Source organism: Flavobacterium sp. TC780, from assembly GCF_056783245.1.
The window spans coordinates 19160-44816 of the sequence record NZ_JBXBAV010000017.1 but is presented as its reverse complement, the minus strand read 5'-3'; the positions used below and the strand labels follow the sequence as shown (position 1 = coordinate 44816).

The following is a 25657-nucleotide window of genomic DNA, read 5'->3' as shown; positions in this document are numbered from 1 at the left end:
TAAATGACTCTTATTTTCGTAAAAAAAAACTCTATCCAACTTAAATCATAAATAGATATGATTTGTTAGTATGAGAAAACCAAATATGTTTTTCGTATCAAATTAAGTCTTACCAGTGAAATTGTGAGACTGTGAATTAGAGTTTTGAAAATAACGAATTTGATTTTGACTTTAAATCTTTAAATACCTTATAGTTTTGATTTACATCTATTATACACATATATCTGAAGATAATTTTGATAGTTTGTTAGAAAACGAATTATCAAAGTTCTCATTAGATTATCAAGAAAAAATAAAAGGTTACAGAAGATGGCAAGATGCGCAATTATCACTTTTAGGAAGAGTGATATTATTTAAAGCAATTGAGCAGATTTACAAATGCAAACCTGACTACAAAGAAATAATGCATGCAAAGTATAACAAGCCTTATTTTAAGGATAGTCATATCCAGTTTAATATTTCACACTCGGGAGAAATAGTTGTTTGTGCATTATGTGAAAAATCACAAATAGGAATTGACATCGAAATTATATCAGATATTCAAATAGATGATTTTAAATGGCAGATGACCGAAAATGAATGGTTGACAATTACTTCATCCAGTAAAAGAATGGAATCATTTTTTGATTATTGGACGCAAAAAGAAGCTGTTATTAAGACACATGGTCATGGATTATCAATACCATTAAAAACATTCGAAATTTCAGAAGATACAGCTATTATCAATGGGCAAAATTTTTTCCTAAAGGAAATAAAAATTGATGAAAAATATAAATGCTATATCTCTTCAGATATGCCAATTGATCAGATTAACATAAAAAAAATATAGTGCAAAGTTGCTAATGGTAAAATTTAAAAGCAGCAGATTTCAGATATAATCAGAGGATAAATAGTTTGCTATTTGTGATTGGGAGAATTGTTGTTGAATTAGAATTAAAAAATAGTCAAGTAGTATACGAAGACGATTTAAAATAGTAATCATTTAAAAAAACAGTATGGATAAGAAAATTTTAGTTATAGGTGCTTGCGGCCAGATAGGCACTGAACTTACGTTGAGATTAAGACAAATTTATGGAGTTGAAAATGTTATCGCTTCTGATATTGTAAAGCCAGATAATGATATTGTTAATCATGGATATTTTGAAATTATTAATGCACTTAATTTTGATCAGATTGAATATTTTGTAGATAAGTATGCTATTGATGAAGTATATTTATTATCTGCTTTATTATCTGCATCAGCAGAAAAGGCTCACGCTCATGCATGGGATTTAAATATGAATTCACTTTTTCATGTACTCAATTTGGCTAAGGCAAAAAAAATAAAAAAAATATTTTGGCCTTCTAGTATAGCTGTTTTTGGAAATAATACCCCACGCAAGAAAACGGCTCAATATACGATTATGGAGCCTTCAACTGTATATGGAATAAGTAAGCAAACTGGAGAAAGATGGTGCGAATATTATCATAAGACTTTTGGTGTCGATGTTAGAAGTGTGAGATACCCAGGAATTATTAGCTGGTCAGCTCCTCCAGGTGGAGGGACAACAGATTATGCTGTAGATATTTTTCATTCAGCGATTAAAGAGCAAAAATATGAGTGCTTTTTATCTTCTGAGACTAATCTGCCAATGATGTATATTGATGATGCAATTGATGCAGCAATTGATATTATGGAGGCTCCAAGTAATCAGGTAAAAATTCGTTCCTCTTATAACTTGTCAGCTATGAGTTTTAATCCTAATGAAATAGCTGCAGAAATTAAAAAACATATTTCTGATTTTGAGATTATAAGGACAATGATTTTCGTCAGCTAATTGCGGATAGCTGGCCTGATAGTATAGACGATAGCTCTGCTAGAATGGATTGGAACTGGAAAAATAAATTTGATTTATCAAGTATGACTTTAGAGATGCTGGAGAAATTAGACGCTACTGTTCAAAACCAACTTCTTTATTAATAGATTGTTTAAGTTATATTTTAATCTGAAGATTGAATCGTTTTTTAATTGACAATTAGTATATAATAAATCTATAGGAGCAATACTTTAAAAAGACCCGAAAGAAAAAACTTTACGATTTAGAGTAAATCTATCGGGCATAATCTCATCAATAAAAATCTAAGATGCAATAATCTAGATGTTCACTTTTCTACACTAAAAATAGATGCAGAGTAATGTACATAAAGACTAGAGTTAAAATACCATTTAATCTTAGATGACCAGCATGATTTGCTGATAAACTACATTCAATTCGGATATGGAATTGGTGTGCTCAAAATTATCGATTTTTTGTGTTTTTATGCGGGCCTTATCCTTTAGGGTAAAGATTCCTATTTTGTTTCAGATAGAGATAAGTCCGTAATTTTTATATTAAAAATCCGTAATCTCTAAATAAATGTTACTACTATTTTAGCATAAATTCTATTGTGCTTTAATATTGAAAATTAAACAGTTAGATGCGAGTTTTCAGAATAAAGACAGCAAGCTATATTTAAAGTGAAAAAAATATTATGTATAAAGGGACCTCACAGATTGATATTAATCGTATAAAGTATTATAATAGAATGGAGAACATTAATGACAAAATAGCCAAAGACTATTGGCATAAAAAAAACGGTAAGATTGTTTATCTAAAGAAGGTTTTTCAGGTACTTCTTCTGTAGATTTTATTACTGTCGATGCAAGTAAGCTTTCTTACTTCTATAAGGTAACAACAGAAAATACTGATGCAGAATTTAAGCTTAATTGCATTGTATAATATGCTGCTTCAGCGCTATTTTGCAGATGATAATGTATTGTCTTTAAAATCATTTTTATCTTCTCAAAATGAAATGTTGTGTTATGAATTTCAACCTATTGTACAAAAAACAATAAAAGAATGTATACAGCAAACTAAAGAAGAAGTTCAAGAGGTTTATAAATATGCTCCTTATTATGAAAAAGCTTTTACAGAACAAGCTTCATATGTAAATTATATTCCTTTTCAGTTTAATTATGGGGCGAATAATGAATCTGATGCATTGCATAACGAGTTGTTACTTAATATTGAAAAACTTGAAAATAAAGACTTAAAGATTTCTTTATTTTACTCTGATAAATTTGCAGAAAATAATATTGCGTTTCATTTTCTAAAGAATTTTGAAATATGGCTTGAAGGGTTAGAAAAATAATATTAATGTTTCGGCATCTAAGGTTTCATTAACTACCAAAGAGGAAGAAAAATTCTTGCTAGATAATTTGAATGCTGCGAAATGCGACTATGACTACACTATTACATTAGCAGGAATTGTAGAAAAACAAGCCAATAAAACACCTCAAAATACTGCTGTTGTTTATAAAGAAACGTCGCTTACTTACGAATCACTTAACGAAGCAGGAACCAGCTTTCTCGTATCTTTTAAATCATGGTATTTCAGAAGGTAATTTTGTAGGGGTCAAAATGGAAAAAGAAGCGAAAAATTACTAATAGCGATAGTAGCAATTTTAAAAGCGGGAGCCACATATGTTCCGATAAGATGTTAATTATCCTAAAGATGAATTGCTTATATCGAATCAGATAGTAACTGCAAGTTGGTTATTGATGCAGATGTATATGCTAGTTTTCAAGAAAATCAGGTTAATTATTCTGTAGAAAATCCTTTGTCTAATCGAAAATCAGATGATGTAGCTTATATTATTTATACTTCGGGTACTACTGGTAACCCTAAAGGAGTGATGATTACGCATCAAAATGCTATAGCTTTAATTAACTGGGCGCATGAGGAATTTAATTCGGATAATTTTGATATTGTTTATGCAGCAACATCACATTGTTTTGACCTTTCTGTTTATGAGAGATGTTTTATCCGCTTTCTATAGGGAAAAAAATAAAAATATTAAATAATGCTTTAGAGATTGGAACAGAATTAGAAAAAGATCAAAAGATTTTATTGAATACAGTTCCATCTAGCATTCGTAATATTTTAGGTGAAGGTTTTTCATTTGAGAATGTTAGCGTAATTAATCTTGCTGGTGAGCCATTTGCAGTAGATATTGCTAAAAAGTTATTACAAACAGCGCAGAAATTAGGAATTTATACGGTCCATCAGAGGATACAACTTATAGTACTTGTTACAAGTTGTCTTTGGAAAAGTGTACCAAACTATTCCTATAGGTAAACCTATTACTAATACACAAGCTTATATTTTAGATGAAAACTTGCAATTGGTGCCAGTGGGAATTATTGGTAAATTATAATCTTTCTGGATATGGGATCAAGAAGGTTATCGTAATAAACCAGAATTAACTTCTGCCAAGTTCTAGCATAATCCTTTTGAATTAGGGACAGAAGAGAGTTATGTACAGGCGATTTAGTAAAATGGATGCCTGATGGAAATCTTGCTTTTTTAGGTAGAAAAGATCATCAGATAAAATTAAGAGGCTATCGTATGAATAGAAGAAATAGAAAATGTAATAGCTTCATTTTCTGAAAATGTATCACAAGCAGTTGTTGCTGTTAGAAAAAGTAATGGTGAAGATGTTTTAGTTGGATATTATACAGAAAACGCAGCTGTAGATCAAATAGACTTGAGAGTCTATTTAGAAAACAGCTCCCGGCTTACATGGTTCCTTCATTCTTCATAAAGTAGAGACAATCCCGCTAACTCCTAATGGAAAAATAAACAAGGATGCACTTGCCGAAATGGCTGATATTACGATTGTTAAAAAAGAATATGTGGCACCTACTGATGCGGTAGAAAAAGCATTGGTTGATATTTGGGAACAGATATTGGGAATTTCTCCCATAGGTATGAATGATCATTTTTTTGAATTGGGAGGCCATAGTCTTATGATTTCACAAATTATTAATGCGATCTATAAAAATCTTAATAAGAGTGTTCCGTATAAAGTGTTTTATACCAATCCTACGATCAGTGAATTAGGTAAAGGTATTGAAAAATCAAGAGTATTTGCCAATTCCTTTGGTCTCTTATTCAGAATCGTATCCATTGACGCATTCTCAAAACCGATTATGGTTGTTAAGCCAGTTGGATGGGGGAAGTGAAGCGTATCAAATTTCAGGTGCGTTATCATTAAAAGGAAATGTTAATGCTGATAATTTTACCAAAGCATTTACTCAGGTTGTTGCGCATCATGAAATTTTAAGAACTTTTTTTAAGAAGGATGATGAAGGAGAAGTGAAGCAATATGTTGTTCCAAATGATGAATTTCATTTTACGATAGAAAAGAATGATTTCTCTAATCAGGATATGCCGTATAAGCATGTAGAAGAGTATATTGAAGAAAAAGAAAAGCTAAGTTATAATCTTGCTCAAGCACCTTTATTTAGAGCATCTTTATTAAAGACTGGTGATAATGATTATGTATTTTATCTATCTATTCATCACCTTATCAGTGACGGATGGTCACTTAAAGTATTGACAGCACAAGTTTTAGAATGTTATGAGACTTTACAGAATGGAGGGACTATTATATTGCCTGAGCATTCTGTTCAGTTTAAAGATTATACATTATGGCTAGAAGATCAACAGAAAAAAGATGCCTTTCAGACAGCAGAAAGATATTGGCTTAAACAATTTGAAGAACCAGTTCCAGTACTTCAATTACCAGGCTACACTAACCGCCCTGTTATAAAAACATATACAGGAAGCCAGTTTCGCTGTATTTTCTCAACAGAATTACTTACAGAATTAAAAAAACTTTCTAAGAATTCTCAGGTTACGCTATTTACGGTGTTAATGACTGGAATGAAGACATTATTATCAAGATACAGCAATCAAAGTGATATTGTTATTGGGACTCCAATAGCGGGGCGTGAGCATCCGGATTTGGAGCACCAGATTGGTTTGTATATCAACACACTTGCAGTACGAACATTACTAAACCAGAAAGAGGAATTTTCGAGATTGCTTCAAAGAGAAGGAAAACAGCTTTTAGAAGCTTATGAACATCAGAATTTTCCATTTGATGCTTTAGTAGAACAATTGAAAATTGCTAGAGATACTTCAAGATCCCCTTTATTTGATATTATGGTTGTTTTGCAAAATCAGAACCAGGTATCCAATTTTACAAATAACAATTCTTCTGACATTGCTATGGAAGAATTTGAAATCAGCAGTAATGTTTCTCCGTTTGATATTGTTTTTACCTTCACGGAAAAAGAATCACTTCATTTAGAAATTCTTTACAATACAGACATTTATACAACTGAATTTATTGAGGGTATTTCCTGGCACTTGGAAAATCTGTTTCAGCAGGTGGTGCAAAAACCAGAAATACTATTGGAGGAAATCGAATTAGTTTCTGAAAGCGAAAAAGAAACGTTACTCCACACATTCAATAACACAGATTCTGTTTTTGATACCGATATAACAGTTATAGATCATTTTTTATCTCAAGTACAGAGAACTCCTCAAAAATTGGTTGTTATTGAAGATGATAAGACTTTAAGTTATATCGAATTAGACGAATTATCTAATAGACTAGCTAATTATCTTATTCAAAAACATAGAGTTGCCCGAAAAGCCTGATTGCTGTTAAACTAGATAGGGGAGAACGCTTGATTATATCCTTATTGGCAGTTCTAAAAACAGGTGCAGCTTATGTACCAATAGATATGAATTATCCTGAAAATAGAATTAAGGATATTTTGGAAGATGTTGCAGCCAAAGTAGTAATAGATGATGCCTTTTTAGATGATTTTTATTGTAGCGAAACATCTCCTTTACAACCTCAAATAAAAACTGTAAGTACTGACTTAGCTTATGTAATCTACACTTCAGGTTCTACAGGAAAACCAAAGGGAGTTATGATTACACATCAAAGTTTGGTAAACTTGTGTCTTTGGCATATCGAGGCCTATAAGGTTGATGCAACTAGTAGAGGAAGTTTACTTTCTGGAGTTGGATTCGATGCTTCAGTTTGGGAAATCTATCCGTACTTAATATCAGGTGCTGCGCTTTATCCGATTAAAAAAGAAGCAATACGCCTTAATACACAAATGTTAACTTCTTTTTTACAAAAGAACGAAATTACTCATGCTTATCTACCTTCAAAAATATGTCAGGATATTATGGCGGATGATAGTTTAGAATTATCGACTATTATACTTACTGGTGGAGAACGTTTAAATTATTCCGTAAATACTTCTTTGCAGATATATAATAATTATGGACCAACGGAAAATACAGTTGTAACGACTTATTATGATTGTAAGCAAGCTGTAAAAGAAAAGGTATCTATTGGAAAACCAATAGCGAATACAACAGTTTATATCTTATCTGAAAATTTAAAATTACAACCGATTGGAGTTGCTGGAGAATTATGTGTTTCGGGAATAGGACTTTCAAAAGGGTATTTACATCAACCAGAGCTTACAGCAGAGAAGTTTATTCAAAATCCATTTAAAGCAGAAGAGAAACTATATAAAACCGGAGATCTAGCCCGATGGCTTCCTGATGGTACTCTTGAATTTATAGGTAGAAAAGACAATCAGGTAAAAATACGAGGTAATAGAGTTGAATTGGGTGAAATAGAGCATGTTATTAGAGAATATGAGCCTGCAATTACGAATGCTTTGGTATTGGTAAAAGAAATAAATAATGAACCAGCTATAATTGCCTATTACACTACTACAGTGGTATAGAGTAGCACTTAGAATTATTTGAAAGAGCATTTAGCAGACTATATGGTACCGAGTTATTACGTAGTACTGGAAACATTACTATTGAATGCAAATGGAAAGATAGATATTTCAGATGCGGATGCATTTGCAAGTATATTTTGAAGAATATGTTGCACCAAGTACGAAACTGAAGCAAAGATTGCTATACTTGGTATAAACTTTTAGGACATAATAAAATAGGTGTTACAGATGATTTTTTTGAACTTGGAGGACACAGTTTATTATTGACCAAACGATTAAGCGAATACCAGAAAGTATTTAAAATAACGATTGACCTTAAAGCACTTTATACAAATACAAGCCTAAAAAGTCATGCTCTTCTTTTAAATGATTCAGAAGAAGAAGTGAGTGAGATTGAAAAACTAGCTTATAAGGAATGTTATGATTTATCTCCTTCGCAAATTCGTTACTGGTTACTTTATAAGATAAATGGAAAGTCTAGAGAATTCAATATTTACAGCACGTTTGAATTACCAAATAATCTAAATAGTCCAGCTTTTCAATCGGCATTTAATATTCTTTTCGGAGCGTCATGAGATTTTAAGAAGCGTATTTGTTGAAAAGGCAGGTATTCCTCAACAAAGAATTATATCACATTTGCCAGTCTCTATTCCATTTTTTGAATCAGCAATTGAGATTAAAAATGATGTATTCGAATATGAGTTTGATCTTGAAACTTATCCTTTGTTTAAAATAGCCATTTTAGAAGAAGATTCAGCTCATAAATTGTATTTTAATATGCATCACAGCATAGGTGATGGTTGGTCATGGGGATCATATCCAGAGATCTAATGGATATTTATGCAGCAATAATAGCAGGGAAAACAGTTGAACTTCCTGAGTTATCTATACAGTATAAAGATTATGCGCAATGGCAGAATAAACTACTCCAATCACCTGAAATTACTGTTCAGGGGAAATTATTGGAAAGACAACTTGCTGGACCGTTATCGTATTTACAGTTACCATCGGATTATAGTTCAAAATTAAAAAAGGCGAATACTTCTTCTTCCTATACTGTATATATTACAGAAGATAAGAAGAAAAAAATAGATGAACTATCTAGAAAATGGAAGTAGTGTATTTGCAGTATTTGTTGCAGTCTGAAGATTCTGTTGTATAGACTTACTTCAGAAGAAGATATTATTGTTGGAATTCCGGTAGCAAATAGAAATCATTATCAATTAGACGAAGTGGGCTGTTTTATAAATACGCTTATGCTAAGAGATAAAATAGATAAAAATGCATCTTTTCAAACGTGGCTACAAACCATTAACGGAACACTGATAAATGCTTTAGCACATCAAAATTATCCTTTTGAACAGTTGTTAGAACTGATAGATATACCTCAAAACGACAATCGTTTTCCTATAAGTCCAGTTTTTCTAAATATGGTTGACTTTGATGCAAAAACACTGGAAGTAATTACTGAGTTTAATCCAAATCATGAAGTGCTTGAAGCAACACCAAAATTTGATATGGAATGCTATATAAAAAGTTTTGCTAATGGATATAGTATCAACTGTGTGTATGATAATGAACTCTTTAAAAAAGAAACCATTCAATATTGGATAAATGCTTATTTATCGATTATTGATCAAGTAACAGTAAGTGAAGAAAAACCATTACAAACAATAAAAATATTTGAAGAATTTATTAACCAGGAAGAAGACTTAAAACCAATTAATGATTTTAGATTTTTTGAAGCGAGCGAAATTCAACAAAGTATTGCGCAACGATTTGAAAAACAAGTGGAGCGATTTCCAGATCATCAAGCGGTATTTTCAAATAAAATTGAACTTACTTATACGATGCTGAATAATTGTGCAAATCATTTAGCCCAACAAATCAATGAAAAAGCAAATCAAGAAACAAAACGAATAGCATTGCTTTTAAACCACAATGAAACTTGTGTGATAGGAATGTTAGGAGTACTTAAAGCTGGATATGCTTATGTTCCTATAGATCCGAATACTCCTTTGAGCAGGATTCAGTATATTATTGAAGACTCAGGTTGTAACCAGTTGGTATGTAATGATGTTACGCTGGAAACGGCACGACAACTACAGCAGATAGTACCAGAATTATCGATTACAAAGCTGTCCAAAAATTATGTCCTTCCTCAAATTTCAAACCCAAATAATAGCTTAAATTCCTTGGAGGAGGCTTATGTTTTATATACTTCAGGATCTACAGGAATGCCAAAAGGCGTTTTGCAGAATCAAAAAAATGTACTTCATTTTATACGAGTATATACAAATAATGTACAAATAGGAGAAAATGATAATTTAAGTGTTTTCTCAACCTATACGTTTGATGCTTCTGTAAAAGATATTTATGGAGCAATCTTAAACGGTGGAAAAGTTAGCTTCTATGATATAGTTGAAAATGGACTTGACCAGCTTTCAGAATGGCTGCTTGTTCAGAATATTACAATTATACATATGGTACCAACAATCTACAGAAACTTCTTAAAAGGACTGGAAGAAGGCTTGGTTTTGCCTACAGTGAGATTAGTTGATTTAGGGGGAGAGTCATGTCATAAGTCAGATTTGGACTTATTCAAGAAATATTTCCTTGAAGGTGCTTTTTTAGTAAATGATTATGGACCAACAGAATCTACTATTGTAAGTCAAAAATTCTTAACACATTCTTCGCTATTGACAAGAAATAATATACCTCTGGGTAGTGCAGTAATAGAAACCGATGTTCTTATTAGATGAAAACAATCAATCACGAGGTGTTTATCAAACAGGAGAAATTGTTTTCAAAAGTGACTATCTCTCATTGGGGTATTTAAACAGACAGGAGTTAACAGATAATGTTTTTATAACGGACCCGATAACAGGAGAAGGCAGGATTTATAAATCAGGAGATATTGGAAAAATGCTTCCTACTGGTGAAATTGAATTTATGCAACGAAAAGATTCTCAGGTAAAAATCAATGGATTGCGAATAGAACTATCTGAGATAGAATATCAACTGGAACAGATTGAGTTTATAAAAGAAGCAGTGGTTTTGCTTAAAGAATTGCAAGGCAATAATTATATAACGGCATACATAAGATTAACAGAAGTTTTAGATGTGACTGCTATCAAAATACTTTTAGGACAAATATTACCTAAATATATGATTCCGACAATTTATATGGCTATGGAAGAATTTCCGTTGACACGAACTGGAAAAATAGAAAGAAAGGCATTACCCAACCCTACTGTTTCTGATTTGAAAACAGTGCCTTATGCAGCCCCAAAAAATGAGATAGAATATGAATTGGTAAAAATTTGGGCTGAAGTTCTTAAACTCGACCTGAGATAGTAGGAACTGAGGATAACTTTTTTGAATTGGGAGGAAATAGTTTGCAAGCTGTTGTTCTGATTAATAAAATAAATAAGGCATACAACACAATGTTTTCTATAACAAATCTTTACGAAAGTTTAACGATAGCAGGTTTATCCGTTTTATTGAACTTCTATATAACTCAAAAAAATGAGTTTGAAATGGTTCTTCAAGAAGAAGATCAAGATGAAATTATTTTATAAAGATTTTCAAAAAAACAATCATTAAAAAAAGTAAAAGTATAAATCCAACAATACCAGGCTAAATAAATTTTTATGAAAAATAACATTCTACATAAACTTCTTTCTTTAGGAGTTCAGTTAAAAATAAGTGATGGTAATCTTAAAATTAATGCACCTAAAGGTGTATTAACAAAAGAATTATTAGAGGAAATTAAAGAGCACAAAGAGTATTTAATGGCTCTGATGGCAGTTAGTGTATCCATTCCTAAAGCTGAGGTAAAGGAAAGCTATGGATTAACTCCAACACAATCTTTTATGTGGTTTACCCATGAATATCTTGGAGGTGACAGAGCATATAATATTACTTCAACATTGAAACTAAAAGGAAAACTTGATGAAGCACTTCTTGAAAAAGCATTTCAGGAGGTTATAGCTCGACACGAATCACTAAGAACTATTTTTAGAAAAAATCAAAAAGAAGAAATACAACAGTACATTCTAACAAAAGAAGAAACGGAGTTTAACCTACAGACTTTAGCTTTACAGCATTTCTCTGTAGAGCAGCTTCAGAATCAAATTAAAGAAGAATATCAAAAAGTTTTTGATTTAGAAAAAGATCTTTTGTTAAGTGCTACTTTATTAAAGAGTAGTGAAGAAGAACATATTCTTTTGTTTGTCTTGCATCATATTATTGGAGACGGCTGGTCATTGCAATTACTTACGAGAGAAGTTATGTTTGTTTATAACAGTCTAGCTAGCGCGCAGGCAATAGAGTTACCTGAACTTTCAATACAATACAAAGACTACAGTGAATGGCTTAATGAAAAGCTTGTAAGTTCTGAATATGCTACAAAATTAGAATATTGGAAACAACAATTTGAAACAAAGTCTCCTGTACTAGATTTGATTCAGGGAAAACGCCCAGCTGTTAAAACTTATAATGGGCGCATACACAATCATGAATTTTCTAAACAGTTTTTAGGAGAATTAAATGTCTTTGCCAAAGAGCAGCAAATGACACTATTTATGTTATTAATGGGGGGATTAAACGGACTGTTTTCTAAATATACAGGTCAAACCGATATCACATTAGGAACTACTGTAGCAGGAAGAGAGCATGCTGATTTAGAGCATCAAATAGGACTATATTCTAATGCTTTACCTATACGTACGCAGTTTGAAAAACAAGATAGTTTTATTGAATTGATGCAAAAACAAAAGCAGACATTAATAAAAGCATATGAAAATAAAGAGTATCCTTTTACTGCACTTGTGAATCATTTAACACTGCCTAAAGACCAAAGCAGATCGGCTTTGTTTGATATTATGGTTTTATTGCAAAATCACCAAAGCTTGGAGATTAATGATCAAAAAGGGATAAATGGAATCGTAGCTTCTGAATATAATGAGATTGAGAGAGGAGTTAGTCAGCTCGATATCAGTTTTGTTTTTGTAGAAAAAGAAGAAGGTTTGTCTTTGAGTGTGGAATACAATACAGATATTTATAATGAAAGTTTTATTGTTAGCCTTTTGCATCATTTTGAAGGATTTATAAAATCGGGATTGCAAAAACCAAGTCAACCTATAAACTCTATTGCTATTTTGACTTTGGCAGAAAAAAATAAGATACTTACTGAATTTAATAAGCCATCTATTTTTTCTGAAACTTCTTTAACAATTATAGATCTTATAAAATCAGCAGCAGCTGAAAACTTAAACAAAGCAGCACTAGTTTATCAGGAAGAAGAAATAAATTATGCGCTTTTAGAAAAATACAGCAGCAAACTGGCAAACTATCTTCAGCATCAGCTTCATGTTAAGAAAGGTGATTTTATTGGAATAGAATTAGAAAGAAATTCATGGACTATTATAACAATCCTGGCTGTATTAAAAACAGGAGCTGTATATATACCAATAGATCCTACATATCCTGAAGAAAGAAAAGCTTATATAGAACAAGATAGTAGTTGCAAGCTGACAATAACAAATACTATTTTGGAAGAATTTAGAAGTACTTCTGATCATTATAGTGGAGAATATACATCTAACATAAGTCCAACAGATTTAGCTTATGTGATATATACTTCAGGATCTACAGGAAATCCGAAAGGCGTTCAAATCACTCATGCTTCTTTGGTAGATTATGCAGTAACATTTAAAGACTACTTTCAATTATCATCACAAGATAGTATAGTACAACAAGCAAGTATTTCTTTTGACACTTCAATAGAAGAAATATTTCCAATCCTTATTAGCGGAGGAACTTTGGTAGTATATGAATCAAAAGGAGATTTCGAAACATTATTCCGTCTTTGTGAACGCGCCAACATAACCGTTTTGAGTACAAACCCATATGCATTGCAGTATCTGAATGGGGCTCATAAACAATATAATCTTAAAATAAGAATTCTGATTAGTGGTGGAGATGTTTTGCAATCAGACTACATAAGTAATTTATGGGATACGATCGCTATATATAACACTTATGGTCCAACTGAAAGTACTGTATGTGCTACCTATTATCAAGTAACAGAAAAACAAATCGCTATTCCGATTGGGAAGCCTATTGCTAACAGACAAGTGTATATTGTAGAGCCAGAAAGTACTCAATTAGCCCCAGTAGGAGTTATGGGAGAGCTCTGTATATCAGGGAAAGGACTGTCAGCAGGTTATTTGAATCAATCAGAATTAACTGCAGAAAAGTTTATAAGTAATCCTTTTATTGAAGGAGAAAGAATGTACCGTACAGGTGATTTAGCTTATTGGCATCCTGATGGTAATATTGAATATATGGGCAGAATCGATCATCAAGTTAAGATTCGTGGTTTTAGGATAGAGCTTGGTGAGATTGAAACAGCTTTATTGCAATATACTGCTGATTTAAAACAATCAGTTGTTGCTGTAAAAGAAATCAATGGAGAAGAAAGTATTGGTTGCTTATTATGTTAGTGCGAAAGAACTTGGACAAATTGGCAATCCGAACATATCTACAAGGGAAATTACCAGAATATATGGTTCCTGATTTTATGTAGGACTAGATGATCTTCCTTTAACTCCTAACGGAAAAACGGATCGTAAAGCGCTACCAGGAATAAGCGGAGAAGATCTTATTAGAAAAGAATATGTATCTCCAAGAAATACAACTGAGCAAGAACTTGCTGGTATCTTGCAGGAAGTTTTAAAAGTTGACAGAATTGGAATAACAGATAATTTCTTCGAATTAGGAGGACATAGCCTTATTGCAGCACAGGTTATAAACCGAATTCAAAAACAATTAAGTAAGAAAGTTTCGTTTAAGAGTTTCTTCTCAATCCTACTATAGAAGGTTTGTCTCTGCAATTAACTGAAGTAGATTATTTTATCGATTCCTCAAGCACTCAGTACAGGAAAGTTATCCTTTGACAGCTTCTCAAAATAGACTTTGGTTTTTAAGCCAGCTCGATGGAGGTTCTCTAGCTTATGATATTCCGTTTGCTCTTGAAATATCAGGTGTTTTGGATAAAGAAATTCGAGGCTTCGTTCCAAAAGGTAATAGAACGTCATGAGATATTAAGAACTTGCTTTAAGTCTGATAAATCAGGATTTGCACAGCAGTATATTTTGCCTGCTGATGAGGTTAATTTTAAACTGATTCGAGAAGATTTTAGTTCAGTAAATAATAAACAGGCAGCTGTATCAGATTATTTGCGAGAGGAGAGCAGTGTTGTTTTCGATTTAGAGCAGACTCCTTTATTGCGTGCTGGACTTGTAACACTTGAGGAGCAGAAACACTCTTTTCTTTTTATCAATGCACCATATTATTGGAGATGGCTGGTCACTTGAACTGTTGGCTTCCTAGGTCGTAAAGATTTATAATGCATTAAGTCAGGGACTTGAAATTGATCTTCCAGCTTTAAGTATTCAATATAAAGATTATGCAGTATGGCTTAGTAAGGAGCTTCAGCAGGAAAAATATTTGAAGTCTAAAGAATTTTGGATGTCTCAATTTGCAGGAGAAATTCCTGTATTGGATCTTCCAAGTTTCAAGAAGCGTCCGTTAACACAAAGCTACAAGGGAGACAGTATCAATCATACTTTTTCACAAGCATTTTCAGAAAAGCTAAAAGCATATTCTAAAACACAAGATGCTACTTTGTTTATGACTTTGATGGCTGGAGTAAAAACCCTTCTTTACCGATACACAGGTCAACTGATATCTTTATTGGTACACCTATAGCAGGAAGAGAACATCCTGATTTAGAGAATCAAGCAGGGCTTTATCTTAATACACTTGCCATTAGAACTCAATTTAAGGATAAAGTACATTTCTCAGAAGTTGTAAACCAAGAGAAACATACTTTACTAGAGGCATATCAGTATCAGAACTATCCTTTTGATGATCTAATCAGTATATTGAATATGAAGAGAGACATGAGTCGTTCAGCACTTTTTGATGTGATGATAGTTTTACAAAATCAGGGTCAATTAAAAAACCTTGTAAATAATGAAGAATTGGCAGGATTACTCATCAAGAATTATGAGTTTTAAAGTAATGACTACTCAGTTTGATGTGAGTTTTGTTTTTATAGAAAAAGAAGAAGGGTTGTCACTGACGATACAATACAATACAGATCTTTATGATATGGTGTTGATTGAGAAAATGTTCTCATCTAGAACTTTTGATATTCAGGCTTTGGAGAACCCTTATCTAAATGTAGAAGAACTATCATATATTACTTTGGAGGAAAAATTCTTCAAGTAACAGAAACCTTCAACGATACCTTTGCAGATTACTCTACAGATAAGACTGTTATTGATATTTTTGAAGAGCAGGCTGCAAAGACTCCAGATCAAATAGCAATTGTTTTTGAAGACAAAGAATTGAGTTATCGTTCTTTGAATGAGCAGGCTAACCAGCTTGGAGGTTATTTGCGAAAACATTATGACATCTCAACCAGATGAATTATCTGTGTCGGGATTAACTGGAAGAAGCAACGGATGATGGTGGCTATATTTGGAATCTTAAAATCTGGAGGACTTATGTACCTATTGACTTGACATATCCACAATTTACAATTGAATATATAGAGCAGGATAGCAATAGTAAATTGATTATTGATGAAGCAGTGTTGGAATTGTTTTATAAAGAGCAACAAGATTATTCCCCATCAAATATTGAGAAGAATAATACTCCTAAAGATTTAGCTTATGTAATTTATACTTCGGGAACTACCGGGAATCCAAAAGGAGTAATGGTGGAGCATACCGCTTTAATTAACCGTTTGGAATGGATGCAGAATTTTTACCCCCTTAGTGAAGATGATGTCATTTTACAGAAAACAAGTTATTCTTTTGATGTTTCTGTATGGGAATTATTCTGGTGGTCATTTACAGGATCTAAACTCTGTGTATTAAAGCCTGATGGGCAAAAGAATCCAAAAGAAATTATTGATTATATTAAGAAATATAAAGTGTCGGTTCTTCATTTTGTACCTTCAATGTTAAATCTATTTTTAGATTATTTAGAAGAAAACAAACATGAAATCCAAAATTTAGAAAGCCTTAAAAGAGTATTTACAAGTGGAGAAGCTTTAACTGCCGACCATAATCGTAACTTCTTCCTTCAATTGCCAAACGTTTCATTGGTAAATTTATACGGACCTACTGAAGCCACAATTGATGTGAGTTATTTCGATTGTTCAGAAAACTTATTGTCAGTTCCCATAGGTAAACCAATTGAAAACATCCAACTTTATATTTTAGGTAATGATTTACAGGTACTTCCTGTTGGAATCGTAGGAAGATTATATATTTCAGGAGTAGGTTTAGCCAGAGGATATGTAAATAAGTTAGAGTTAACTACAGAAAAATTTATTAGCAATCCTTTTATAGAAGGAGAAAGGATGTATGATACAGGCGATTTAGCTTATTGGCATCCTGATGGTAATATTGAGTACATGGGCAGAATCGATCATCAGGTTAAGATTCGTGGTTTTAGGATAGAGCTTGGTGAGATTGAAACAGCTTTATTGCAATATGCTGCTGATTTAAAACAAACGGTTGTTACTGTAAAAGAAATCAATGGAGAGAAAGTATTGGTAGCTTATTATGTTAGTGCGAAAGAGCAGGATAAATCAGCTATTCGAGCTTATCTACAAGGGAAATTACCTGAATATATGGTTCCTGATTTTATGTAGGTCTAGAAAATCTTCCCTTGACTCCTAACGGAAAAACGGATCGTAAAGCGCTACCAGGAATAAGTGGAGAAGATCTTATCAGAAAAGAATATGTATCTCCACGAAATACAACTGAACAGGAACTTGCTACTATCTGGGAGGAAGTTTTAAAAGTTGACAGAATTGGAATAACAGATAATTTCTTCGAATTAGGAGGACATAGCCTTATCGCTGCACAGGTTATAAACCGAATTCAAAAACAATTAAGTAAGAAAGTTTCTTTTAAAGATTTCTTTTCAAATCCTACGATAGAAGGTTTGTTCTATCAATTAACAGAAACAGGTTATTTATCGATTCCTAAAGCACCGTTACAAGAAAATTATCCTTTGACAGCATCTCAGAATAGACTTTGGCTTTTAAGCCAGCTCGATGGAGGTTCTCTAGCTTACAATATTCCGTTTGCTCTTGAATTATCAGGTGTTTTGGATAAAGATAAATTCGAGGCTTCGTTCCAAAAGGTAATAGAACGTCATGAGATATTAAGAACCTGCTTTAAGTCTGACAAATCAGGATTTGCACAGCAGTATATTTTGCCTGCTGATACGGTTAATTTTAAACTGATTCGAGAAGATTTTAGTTCAGTAAATAATAAACAGACAGCTGTATTAGATTATTTGCAGCAACAAAGTAATGTAGCCTTCGATTTAGAGAAAGCCCCTTTATTGCGTGCTGGACTAGTAACGCTTGAGGAGCAGAAACAGTCTTTTTCTTTTTATCGATGCACCATATTATTGGAGATGGCTGGTCACTTGAACTGTTAGTTTCTGAAGTTGTAAAGATTTATAATGGATTAAGCCAAGGATTTGAAATTGATCTTCCAGCTTTAAGTATTCAATATAAAGATTATGCAGTGTGGCTTAGTAAGGAGCTTCAGAAGGAAAATCATTTGAAATCTAAAGAATTTTGGATGTCTCAATTTACAGGAGAAATTCCTGTATTGGATCTTCCAAGTTTCAAGAAACGTCCGTTAACACAAAGCTACAAAGGGGATAGTATCAATCATACTTTTTCACAAGCATTTTCAGAAAAGCTAAAAGCATATTCTAAAACACAAGATGCCACCTTGTTTATGACTTTGATGGCAGGAGTAAAAACACTTCTTTACCGATACACAGGTCAGAATGATATTATTATTGGTACACCTATAGCAGGAAGAGAACATCCTGATTTAGAGAACCAGGCAGGACTTTATCTTAATACACTCGCGATAAGAACTCAATTTAAGGAGAATACACAATTTTCGGAAGTACTAAATCAGGAAAAAAGCACTTTACTTGAAGCGTATCAGCATCAGAATTATCCTTTTGATGCCCTAATTGGTAACCTGAATCTGAAGAGAGACATGAGTCGTTCGGCGCTTTTTGATGTGATGATAGTTTTACAAAATCAGGGTCAGTTAAAGAATCTTGTAAACAGTGAAGGTTTGACAGGATTAGAGATTAAGAATTATGAGTTTAAGAGCAAGACGACTCAGTTTGATGTGAGTTTTGTTTTTATAGAAAAAGAAGAAGGCATATCACTGACTATACAATACAATACAGATCTTTATGATACGGTATTGATTGAGAGAATGTTTGCCCATCTTGAACTTTTGATGACACAGGCAATAGAAGAGAATTATTTACCTGTAGAAGAACTGTCTTATATTACTTTAGAAGAGCAACTTCAGGTAACAGAAATCTTCAACGATACCCTTGCAGATTATTCTACAGACAAGACCATTATCGATATGTTTGAAGAGCAGGCTGCAAAGACTCCAAATCAAATAGCAGTTGTTTTTGAAGACAAAGAATTGAGTTATCGTTCTTTGAATGAACAGGCGAATCAATTGGGAGGCGACTTACGAAAGCATTATGATATTCAACCTGATGATCTTGTGGGAATTAAGTTAGAAAGAAGCGAACGCATGATGGTGGCTATACTTGGAATTTTAAAATCTGGAGGAGCTTATGTACCTATTGACTTGACATATCCACAATCTAGAATTGAATATATAGAGCAGGATAGCAATAGCAAATTGATCATTGATGAGGCAGTGTTGGAATTGTTTTATAAAGAGCAGCAAGATTATTCCCCATCGAATATTGAGAAGAATAATACTTCTAAAGATTTAGCTTATGTAATTTATACCTCAGGAACTACTGGAAATCCAAAAGGAGTAATGGTGGAACATAGTAATGCTGCTGAGCTAATTGAATGGTCAAAAAGAGAATATGCACAAAGTAAATTCGATATGGTTTATGCAGTTACTTCATATTGTTTTGATTTATCAGTTTATGAATTTTTCTTCACGTTAACCACAGGAAAAAAATTAAGAATATTAAAAAATGCCTTAGAGATAGGAACGTATGCTCATAGTGATAAGAATGTGCTATTAAATACAGTTCCATCAGTAGTCAGAAAATTATTAGAAGATACCATTTCTTTAGAAAATATCAAGGTACTTAATATGGCTGGTGAAATATTGCCTACAGATATTATCAATCAATTACCAATAGATGCAATAGAAGTAAGAAATCTTTATGGGCCATCTGAAGATACAACTTATAGTACCTGTTATTTAATTACTTCAAAAACTCAGAGAACTATTTCTGTTGGACGTCCTATATCAAATACACACGGTATGGATACTTAATGAATCAGCTTTCTCCAGTACCAATTGGAGTAGCAGGTAAAAATATATCTTTCAGGAAAAGGGATAACACGAGGGTATTTGAATAAACCAGAACTGACAGCAGAGAAGTTTATAAGCAATCCTTTTATAGAAGGAGAAAACATGGTATTATAGGTGATTTAGCTTATTGGCTGCCAGATGGAAACATAGAGTTTATAGGAAGAAAAGACCATCAGGTGAAGATACGTGGCTATAGGATTGAATTGGGTGAAATTGAAACAGCTATTTCTAAAATATTCAAAATTTATAACACAAGTAATTTTGGAAGCCAAAGAAGTAAAATCAACACAAGTATTAGCTGCTTATTACGTAGCATCAGAAACCATTGACAAAGGAGAATTGAGGAATTATCTTCAGGCAGTTCTGTCAGAATTTATGATTCCAAATTATTATGTGCAATTAGAGAATATGCCGCTGACTCCTAACGGTAAAATAGATAGGAAAGCATTACCAGGGATATCAGGAGAAGATGTAATAAAGAAAGAATATGTGGCACCAAGAAATGAACAGAAGAAAATCTGGTGATCATTTGGCAATAAGTTTTAAAAGTAGATAAAATAGGAAATAACCAAGCATAATTTCTTTCGAATTAGGCTGGGCACAGTCTCATTGTTGGCCAAGTGATTAATCGAATTAATACACAATTTGACGTGTTGATTAACATCAAAGAGATTTTTACGTCACCCACAATTGAAATACTTGCTTTAAACATAGAAAATACAAAATGGCTTGAAGAAGCTATTTCAGAAGATTCATCAACAAAAATATTTATATAAAAATATATGGAAATAGGTTTATTTATTAAGAGACTAAGAAAAGAAGGAGTAATGGTAAAGCTGAACAAGGACCAGCTCGAAATAGTTTTGCTCAATAATCATATAGAAGCAAGACGAAACTCTTGAATTACTCAAAAAACACAAGCAGGATATCATAGATTATTTTGCAGCTATTTTGTCAAAAAATAAGATTGATGAAATTCAGCCAGTCAAACAGGCAGCATCTTATCCGTTAACCGCTTCTCAAAACAGATTTTGGGTTGTAAGTCAGTTTGAAGATACTTCTTTGGCATATAACATGCCTGTTGCCTTACAGCTTAAAGGGGAATTAGATATTTTAAAATTTGAAGAATCGTTCCGTTACTTAATAACAGACATGAAGTTTTACGTACTTCTTTCAAATTAGATGAAGCAGGACAAGTGCGTCAATTCATCACTTCAATGGAAGATCTGGATTTTACCTTGCATATACCGATTTGAGTTTAAGCGCTGAAATAATATACAGCTGTGGCGGATTATCTGGCTAAAGAAAACGCCACGTTTTTAATTTAGAAAAAGCACCTTTACTTCGTGTTTCGCTGCTTAAATCAGGAGATCAAGAATATGTGTTTTCTATGACAATGCATCATATTATAGGAGACGGTTGGTCATCAGAACTGTTGGTAAAAGAAATGGTAACTATTTACAATTCTTTGATTGAGTCTAAAGAGATAAACTTACCAGAATTAAAAATTCAATATAAGGATTATGCGGGATGGTTAAGTGAAGAATCACAGAAAGCAACAATATAAAAATCAGCAAACCTATTGGATAAATCAATTTTCAGGTTCACTTCCAGTAATCGAATTGCCAGAGACAAAGAAACGTCCTTTGGTAAAAACATATAATGGAGATTATCTGAACTACCAATTTCCAAAAGCCTTTTTAGAAAAACTTACAGCCTTTTCTAAAAAACACGATGTCACTTTATTCATGACACTGATGGCTGGAATTAATACATTGTTAAGCAGGTATACAGGACAACAGGATATCATTATTGGTTCTCCAATTGCAGGAAGAGAACATCCGGATTTAGAAAATCAAATTGGGCTTTATCTTAATACTTTAGCATTGCGTACGCAAATGGATAAGAATTTCAGTTTTCTTGGATTTACTACGTCATGAAAAAGAAATAATACTGGATGCTTACCAGCATCAAAGTTATCCTTTTGATGAACTAGTAGATAAACTGAAATTGAAACGTGATAATAGCAGATCAGCTTTGTTTGATGTTATGGTTGTACTTCAGAGCCAGTCTAAACTGAATAATTTTAAGAGTGGTAAGTTGGCAGGATTAGAGTTTATAGAATATCAATTAGACGATAAAACATCAAAATTTGATTTCATTTTTTCTTTTACTGAAACAGCTGTATTGTCTTTAGAAATTAATTACAACACAGATATTTACGATTCATCTTTTGTAGAGAAAATAGCAGCACATTTTGAGCAATTAGTCAGTAGGATGATAGATCATCCTGAAGTTAATATTCAGCAAATTGATTATTTAAGTCCAAAAGAAAAACATCGTATTTTGGTTGATTTTAATGATACAACTGTTGCTTATCCAAGTGATAAAACGATAGTTGAATTGTTTGAAGAACAAGTAGAAAAAACACCAAATCATGTTGCAGTTGTTTTTGAAGACAAGCAAATAACATACAGAGAACTTAATGAGGAAGCGAACAAACTGGGACATTATTTAAGAAATAATTATCAGATTAAGCCAGATGATTTTATTGGAATAAAATTAGGAAGAAGTCAAGAATTAATCATTTCGATTCTTGGAATTTTAAAATCAGGAGGCGCTTATGCTCCTATCGACACTAATTATCCAGACGATAGAATAAAATATATCGAAGAAGATACTTGTTGTAAAGTAGTTATAGACGAGGGGGAGTGGAATTCTTTTAAGATATCTAAAGCAGAAAATACGAAAGAAAATCTTCCGTTAGTGAATTCTTCTGAAAATTTGGCATATGTGATTTATACTTCGGGAACAACAGGCAACCCTAAAGGGGTGATGGTGGAGCACAGAAACGTAGTAAGATTGGTAAAACCAGGTGCTTATTTCCCTTTAAGTGAGAATAAGGTGCTTTTAAGCACTGGTGCAATTTCTTTTGATGCTACTATTTTTGACTTTTTTGGGACATTGCTGAACGGTGCAAAACTAATAATGACAACACAAGAATGTTTATTAGATACCAATAGTCTGAAAAATGTTATAAAAGAAGAAAAAGTTAATGGTTTTTTTATAACAACTGCATGGCTTAATCAATTGATAGATAATGATATTGATATTTTTGAAACAATTGACCACCTAATTTTTGGTGGAGAAATGGTGTCTCCTAAGCATGTAGAAAAATTATTCAATACATTCAAACATATTAAATTAACTCATGCCTATGGACCTACAGAAAATACTACATTTTCACTAACACATGACATTAAAAACCTAGATACTCCTTCTATTTCTATAGGGAAACCCATCGGAAACAGTACCGTTTATATTTTAGACGAATATCTTGAGCCTGTTCCTGTTGGAATTGCAGGAACGTTATATGTAGCAGGTGATGGTTTATCCAGAGGCTATTTGAATAAACCAGAATTAACGGCTGAAAAGTTTATTGAAAATCCGTTTGTTCCAGGGACAAAAATGTACAATAGCGGCGATTTAGGAAAATGGCTTCCTAACGGAGATGTTGATATTTTAGGAAGAACAGATGATCAGGTAAAAATTAGAGGACATAGGATTGAGATGGAGGAAATTGATCGGAATATGTCTATGATTAATGGAATAAGCCAATCAGTTGCAGTTGTAAATGGAAAAGATGCCGATAAATATATTGTGTCTTATTACGTTTCGGAAAAGAAAATAGATAAAAAAGAAATCCAAGACTTTTTATCAAAAAAACTGCCCGATTATATGTTACCTAGTTATTATATTCAAATAGATTCTATTCCACTAACTTCAAATGCGAAAGTAGACAAAAAGGCTCTTCCTGCAGTAATTTTATCCGATTTGATAGAAACTGAATATGTGGAGCCAGAAACTGAAATCGAAATTAGATTAGCAGCGATCTGGAAGGAAGTTTTAGCGATTGAAAAAGTAGGTTTGGCAGATAACTTTTTTGAAATAGGAGGACATAGCATTAAGGCTATGAAATTGATTTCAAGGGTAAAAGAAGAATTTGAAGTTAATTTTAAAATAAGCGAAATTTTCACCAATCCAACATTATTATCTCAAGCACAACGTATTGCTTCATTAGAAATTGATTTAAGTAATACGATTCCAGTATCTCAAACAGAATCAAGTTATCCAGTTTCATTTGCTCAAAGAAGATTATTGCCATTAAGCCAGATCAAAGAAAGTTCTGTAGCCTACAATATACCAACAACATTGGTTCTTAAAGACGGCTATGATCCAGATTTCTTTATTCAAGCTTTGCATGCAGTTATCGAGAGGCATGAAATCTTGAGAACTGTATTTAAAGAAGATGCAGCTGGTAATTTTAGTCAATGTATTAAGACTTCAAAAGAGTTAGATCTTAAAGTCAGTTTATATGATTTTACCCAAAGTAAGAAACCTTATCAGGAAGTATTTGAATATGTTAATAAAGATTCATTCGAACCTTTTGATATAAAAAATGGCCCATTGGTACTATTTTCTTTGTTGAAAATTGACAAAGACACTTTTGTATTTTACAGTAATCTGCATCATATTATTTTTGATGGTTGGTCTTATAAAGTTCTTAAAAGAGATGTGATGGCTTTTTATAATGCTTTCAGGAATTCCGAAAAACCAACGCTTCCCGATTTACGTATTCAATATAAAGATTTTACTATTTGGCAATTAAAAACGGTTGAAGAAGAAGATTATATAAAACAAAAAACTTTTTGGAAAAATCAGCTTCAGGGAGAAATACCTCAACTGGATTTAAATTTTGCAAATAAGAGGCCTAATCTTAAAAGCTATAATGGATCCATGTTAACTTATTTGATTAATGGAGATGCTTTTGAAAACTTTATAGAATTAACGAAGACTACAGGAACTACTCCCTTTCTTAATTTGTTAGGTATTGCAGCAATGGTTTTATACAGAAGCTCTCTTCAGAAGGAAATTATTATAGGAAGCCCCGTTTCAGGAAGGGTTCATCCAGATTTAGATGATCAGGTTGGTTTTTATGTTAATACGCTGCCGCTAAGAATATTTTTAGAAGAGGATAAACCTTATCAGAGTTTTGTAGAGACAATTAAAGAAACTGTTTTGAATAGTTTTGATAATCAGTCGTATCCATTTGATGTTTTGCTAGAAGACTTGGAGCAAGGAAGGGATATGTCCAGAAGCCCGCTTTTTGATGTTATGCTTACTTTAAATGAGTATGAAGGGATCAATGAAAATTCAATTAAAGTTGGTCAATATACGGAAGAAGAAGCAACAAGCAAATATGATCTTTTGTTTGAATTTGATTTGTTTGAAAATAATCTGCAATGTCGTTTTACTTATAATACTAATTTATTTGAGAAAGATAGTATTGAAAAATTAATTACAGATTTTAAAAAATTATTGGAAAATGTATCTGATGACCAGTCTCTGACACTTAATGATTGCTTGAATTTAATCATAAGCGAAAAGGAACTTTTAGAACAGGAAGATTTTTTAAATGCAATTACTTCAGAAATAAGCGAAGAGTTTTAAAAAATACATCTCAGCTTGCCACATTTAGTTGCTGAGGTTTCAGATTAATCC

24 protein-coding genes and 4 pseudogenes are annotated in these 25657 nt (G+C 32.5%); all 28 read left to right on the top strand.

All coding sequences use genetic code 11. From position 1 onward, the window contains the following. The first annotated feature begins 196 nt into the window (after nucleotides 1-196). The 28 genes and pseudogenes from AC1RYN_RS01695 (at nucleotide 197) to AC1RYN_RS01560 (ending at nucleotide 25606) form a co-directional block, all read left to right on the top strand. Entirely contained in the window at nucleotides 197-829 is a 633-nt protein-coding gene (locus tag AC1RYN_RS01695) for a 4'-phosphopantetheinyl transferase family protein (RefSeq protein ID WP_481805573.1), read from the top strand. A gap of 166 nt (nucleotides 830-995) precedes the next feature. Further along, nucleotides 996-1960 (top strand): annotated as a pseudogene (locus AC1RYN_RS01690) (NAD-dependent epimerase/dehydratase family protein). 767 nt (nucleotides 1961-2727) lie between these two features. Next, the gene (locus AC1RYN_RS01685) at nucleotides 2728-3171 is read left to right on the top strand and encodes a hypothetical protein (RefSeq protein WP_481805572.1); all 444 of its coding nucleotides are present in this window, start codon (nucleotides 2728-2730) and stop codon (nucleotides 3169-3171) included. Between the two features lie 67 nt (nucleotides 3172-3238). Continuing rightward, nucleotides 3239-3424, top strand: a complete 186-nt coding sequence (locus tag AC1RYN_RS01680; RefSeq protein ID WP_481805571.1) for a hypothetical protein — start codon at nucleotides 3239-3241, stop codon at nucleotides 3422-3424. Nucleotides 3425-3571: 147 nt separating this feature from the next. Next, entirely contained in the window at nucleotides 3572-3859 is a 288-nt protein-coding gene (locus AC1RYN_RS01675; RefSeq protein ID WP_481805570.1) for an AMP-binding protein, read from the top strand. Continuing rightward, nucleotides 3838-4158 carry a hypothetical protein gene (locus AC1RYN_RS01670; RefSeq protein WP_481805569.1) on the top strand — a complete coding sequence of 107 codons (321 nt, stop codon included), beginning with the start codon at nucleotides 3838-3840 and terminating at the stop codon, nucleotides 4156-4158. Before AC1RYN_RS01675 ends, AC1RYN_RS01670 begins: the two co-directional genes overlap by 22 nt. 524 nt (nucleotides 4159-4682) lie before the next feature. Next, nucleotides 4683-5045 (top strand): phosphopantetheine-binding protein, encoded by a 363-nt coding sequence (locus AC1RYN_RS01665; RefSeq protein ID WP_481805568.1) that lies wholly within the window; start codon nucleotides 4683-4685, stop codon nucleotides 5043-5045. Continuing rightward, entirely contained in the window at nucleotides 5017-6531 is a 1515-nt protein-coding gene (locus AC1RYN_RS01660) for a condensation domain-containing protein (protein WP_481805567.1), read from the top strand. Before AC1RYN_RS01665 ends, AC1RYN_RS01660 begins: the two co-directional genes overlap by 29 nt. A 44-nt stretch (nucleotides 6532-6575) precedes the next feature. Beyond that, the gene (locus AC1RYN_RS01655) at nucleotides 6576-7646 is read left to right on the top strand and encodes an amino acid adenylation domain-containing protein (protein WP_481805566.1); all 1071 of its coding nucleotides are present in this window, start codon (nucleotides 6576-6578) and stop codon (nucleotides 7644-7646) included. 212 nt (nucleotides 7647-7858) lie between these two features. Next, a pseudogene (locus AC1RYN_RS01650) lies at nucleotides 7859-8221 on the top strand (phosphopantetheine-binding protein); the annotation flags it as partial. Then, a pseudogene (locus AC1RYN_RS01645) lies at nucleotides 8172-9289 on the top strand (condensation domain-containing protein); the annotation flags it as partial. The pseudogenes AC1RYN_RS01650 and AC1RYN_RS01645, both read left to right, overlap by 50 nt. A gap of 147 nt (nucleotides 9290-9436) precedes the next feature. Beyond that, nucleotides 9437-10408 carry an AMP-binding protein gene (locus AC1RYN_RS01640; protein ID WP_481805596.1) on the top strand — a complete coding sequence of 324 codons (972 nt, stop codon included), beginning with the start codon at nucleotides 9437-9439 and terminating at the stop codon, nucleotides 10406-10408. Then, a complete protein-coding gene (locus tag AC1RYN_RS01635) occupies nucleotides 10392-11003 on the top strand; it encodes an acyl-CoA synthetase family protein (RefSeq protein ID WP_481805565.1) in 612 nt (203 codons plus the stop codon). Before AC1RYN_RS01640 ends, AC1RYN_RS01635 begins: the two co-directional genes overlap by 17 nt. Before the next feature lie 26 nt (nucleotides 11004-11029). After that, complete coding sequence (locus AC1RYN_RS01630) at nucleotides 11030-11227, top strand: acyl carrier protein (protein WP_481805564.1); 198 nt, start codon at nucleotides 11030-11032, stop codon at nucleotides 11225-11227. A gap of 72 nt (nucleotides 11228-11299) precedes the next feature. Next, nucleotides 11300-14155: a non-ribosomal peptide synthetase gene (locus AC1RYN_RS01625; RefSeq protein ID WP_481805563.1), complete on the top strand. Its 2856-nt coding sequence runs from the start codon at nucleotides 11300-11302 to the stop codon at nucleotides 14153-14155. Between the two features lie 142 nt (nucleotides 14156-14297). Then, complete coding sequence (locus AC1RYN_RS01620; protein ID WP_481805595.1) at nucleotides 14298-14528, top strand: phosphopantetheine-binding protein; 231 nt, start codon at nucleotides 14298-14300, stop codon at nucleotides 14526-14528. 167 nt (nucleotides 14529-14695) lie between these two features. Then, nucleotides 14696-15028, top strand: coding sequence for a condensation domain-containing protein (locus tag AC1RYN_RS01615; protein WP_481805562.1), 333 nt, complete (start codon nucleotides 14696-14698; stop codon nucleotides 15026-15028). Nucleotides 15029-15053: 25 nt separating this feature from the next. After that, nucleotides 15054-15733, top strand: a pseudogene (locus tag AC1RYN_RS01610) (condensation domain-containing protein). Next, nucleotides 15690-15947, top strand: coding sequence for a hypothetical protein (locus AC1RYN_RS01605; RefSeq protein ID WP_481805597.1), 258 nt, complete (start codon nucleotides 15690-15692; stop codon nucleotides 15945-15947). The pseudogene AC1RYN_RS01610 and the gene AC1RYN_RS01605 overlap by 44 nt, the downstream one beginning before the upstream one ends. Next, nucleotides 15911-16147, top strand: coding sequence for an AMP-binding protein (locus AC1RYN_RS01600; RefSeq protein WP_481805594.1), 237 nt, complete (start codon nucleotides 15911-15913; stop codon nucleotides 16145-16147). Before AC1RYN_RS01605 ends, AC1RYN_RS01600 begins: the two co-directional genes overlap by 37 nt. Before the next feature lie 20 nt (nucleotides 16148-16167). Further along, a complete protein-coding gene (locus AC1RYN_RS01595) occupies nucleotides 16168-17382 on the top strand; it encodes an amino acid adenylation domain-containing protein (protein WP_481805593.1) in 1215 nt (404 codons plus the stop codon). Between the two features lie 17 nt (nucleotides 17383-17399). Continuing rightward, nucleotides 17400-18182 (top strand): condensation domain-containing protein, encoded by a 783-nt coding sequence (locus tag AC1RYN_RS01590; RefSeq protein ID WP_481805561.1) that lies wholly within the window; start codon nucleotides 17400-17402, stop codon nucleotides 18180-18182. Then, on the top strand, nucleotides 18140-20056 hold the full coding sequence (locus AC1RYN_RS01585; protein WP_481805560.1) for a non-ribosomal peptide synthetase: 1917 nt from the start codon (nucleotides 18140-18142) through the stop codon (nucleotides 20054-20056). The genes AC1RYN_RS01590 and AC1RYN_RS01585 overlap by 43 nt, the downstream gene beginning before the upstream one ends. Nucleotides 20057-20308: 252 nt before the next feature. Further along, nucleotides 20309-20620 (top strand): hypothetical protein, encoded by a 312-nt coding sequence (locus tag AC1RYN_RS01580; protein WP_481805559.1) that lies wholly within the window; start codon nucleotides 20309-20311, stop codon nucleotides 20618-20620. A gap of 426 nt (nucleotides 20621-21046) precedes the next feature. Continuing rightward, entirely contained in the window at nucleotides 21047-21277 is a 231-nt protein-coding gene (locus tag AC1RYN_RS01575; protein ID WP_481805558.1) for a condensation domain-containing protein, read from the top strand. 172 nt (nucleotides 21278-21449) lie between these two features. Continuing rightward, complete coding sequence (locus tag AC1RYN_RS01570; RefSeq protein WP_481805592.1) at nucleotides 21450-21662, top strand: condensation domain-containing protein; 213 nt, start codon at nucleotides 21450-21452, stop codon at nucleotides 21660-21662. Continuing rightward, nucleotides 21634-22035, top strand: coding sequence for a condensation domain-containing protein (locus AC1RYN_RS01565; RefSeq protein ID WP_481805557.1), 402 nt, complete (start codon nucleotides 21634-21636; stop codon nucleotides 22033-22035). The genes AC1RYN_RS01570 and AC1RYN_RS01565 overlap by 29 nt, the downstream gene beginning before the upstream one ends. Next, nucleotides 22016-25606: an amino acid adenylation domain-containing protein gene (locus AC1RYN_RS01560; protein ID WP_481805556.1), complete on the top strand. Its 3591-nt coding sequence runs from the start codon at nucleotides 22016-22018 to the stop codon at nucleotides 25604-25606. The genes AC1RYN_RS01565 and AC1RYN_RS01560 overlap by 20 nt, the downstream gene beginning before the upstream one ends. The last annotated feature ends 51 nt before the right edge of the window (nucleotides 25607-25657 follow it).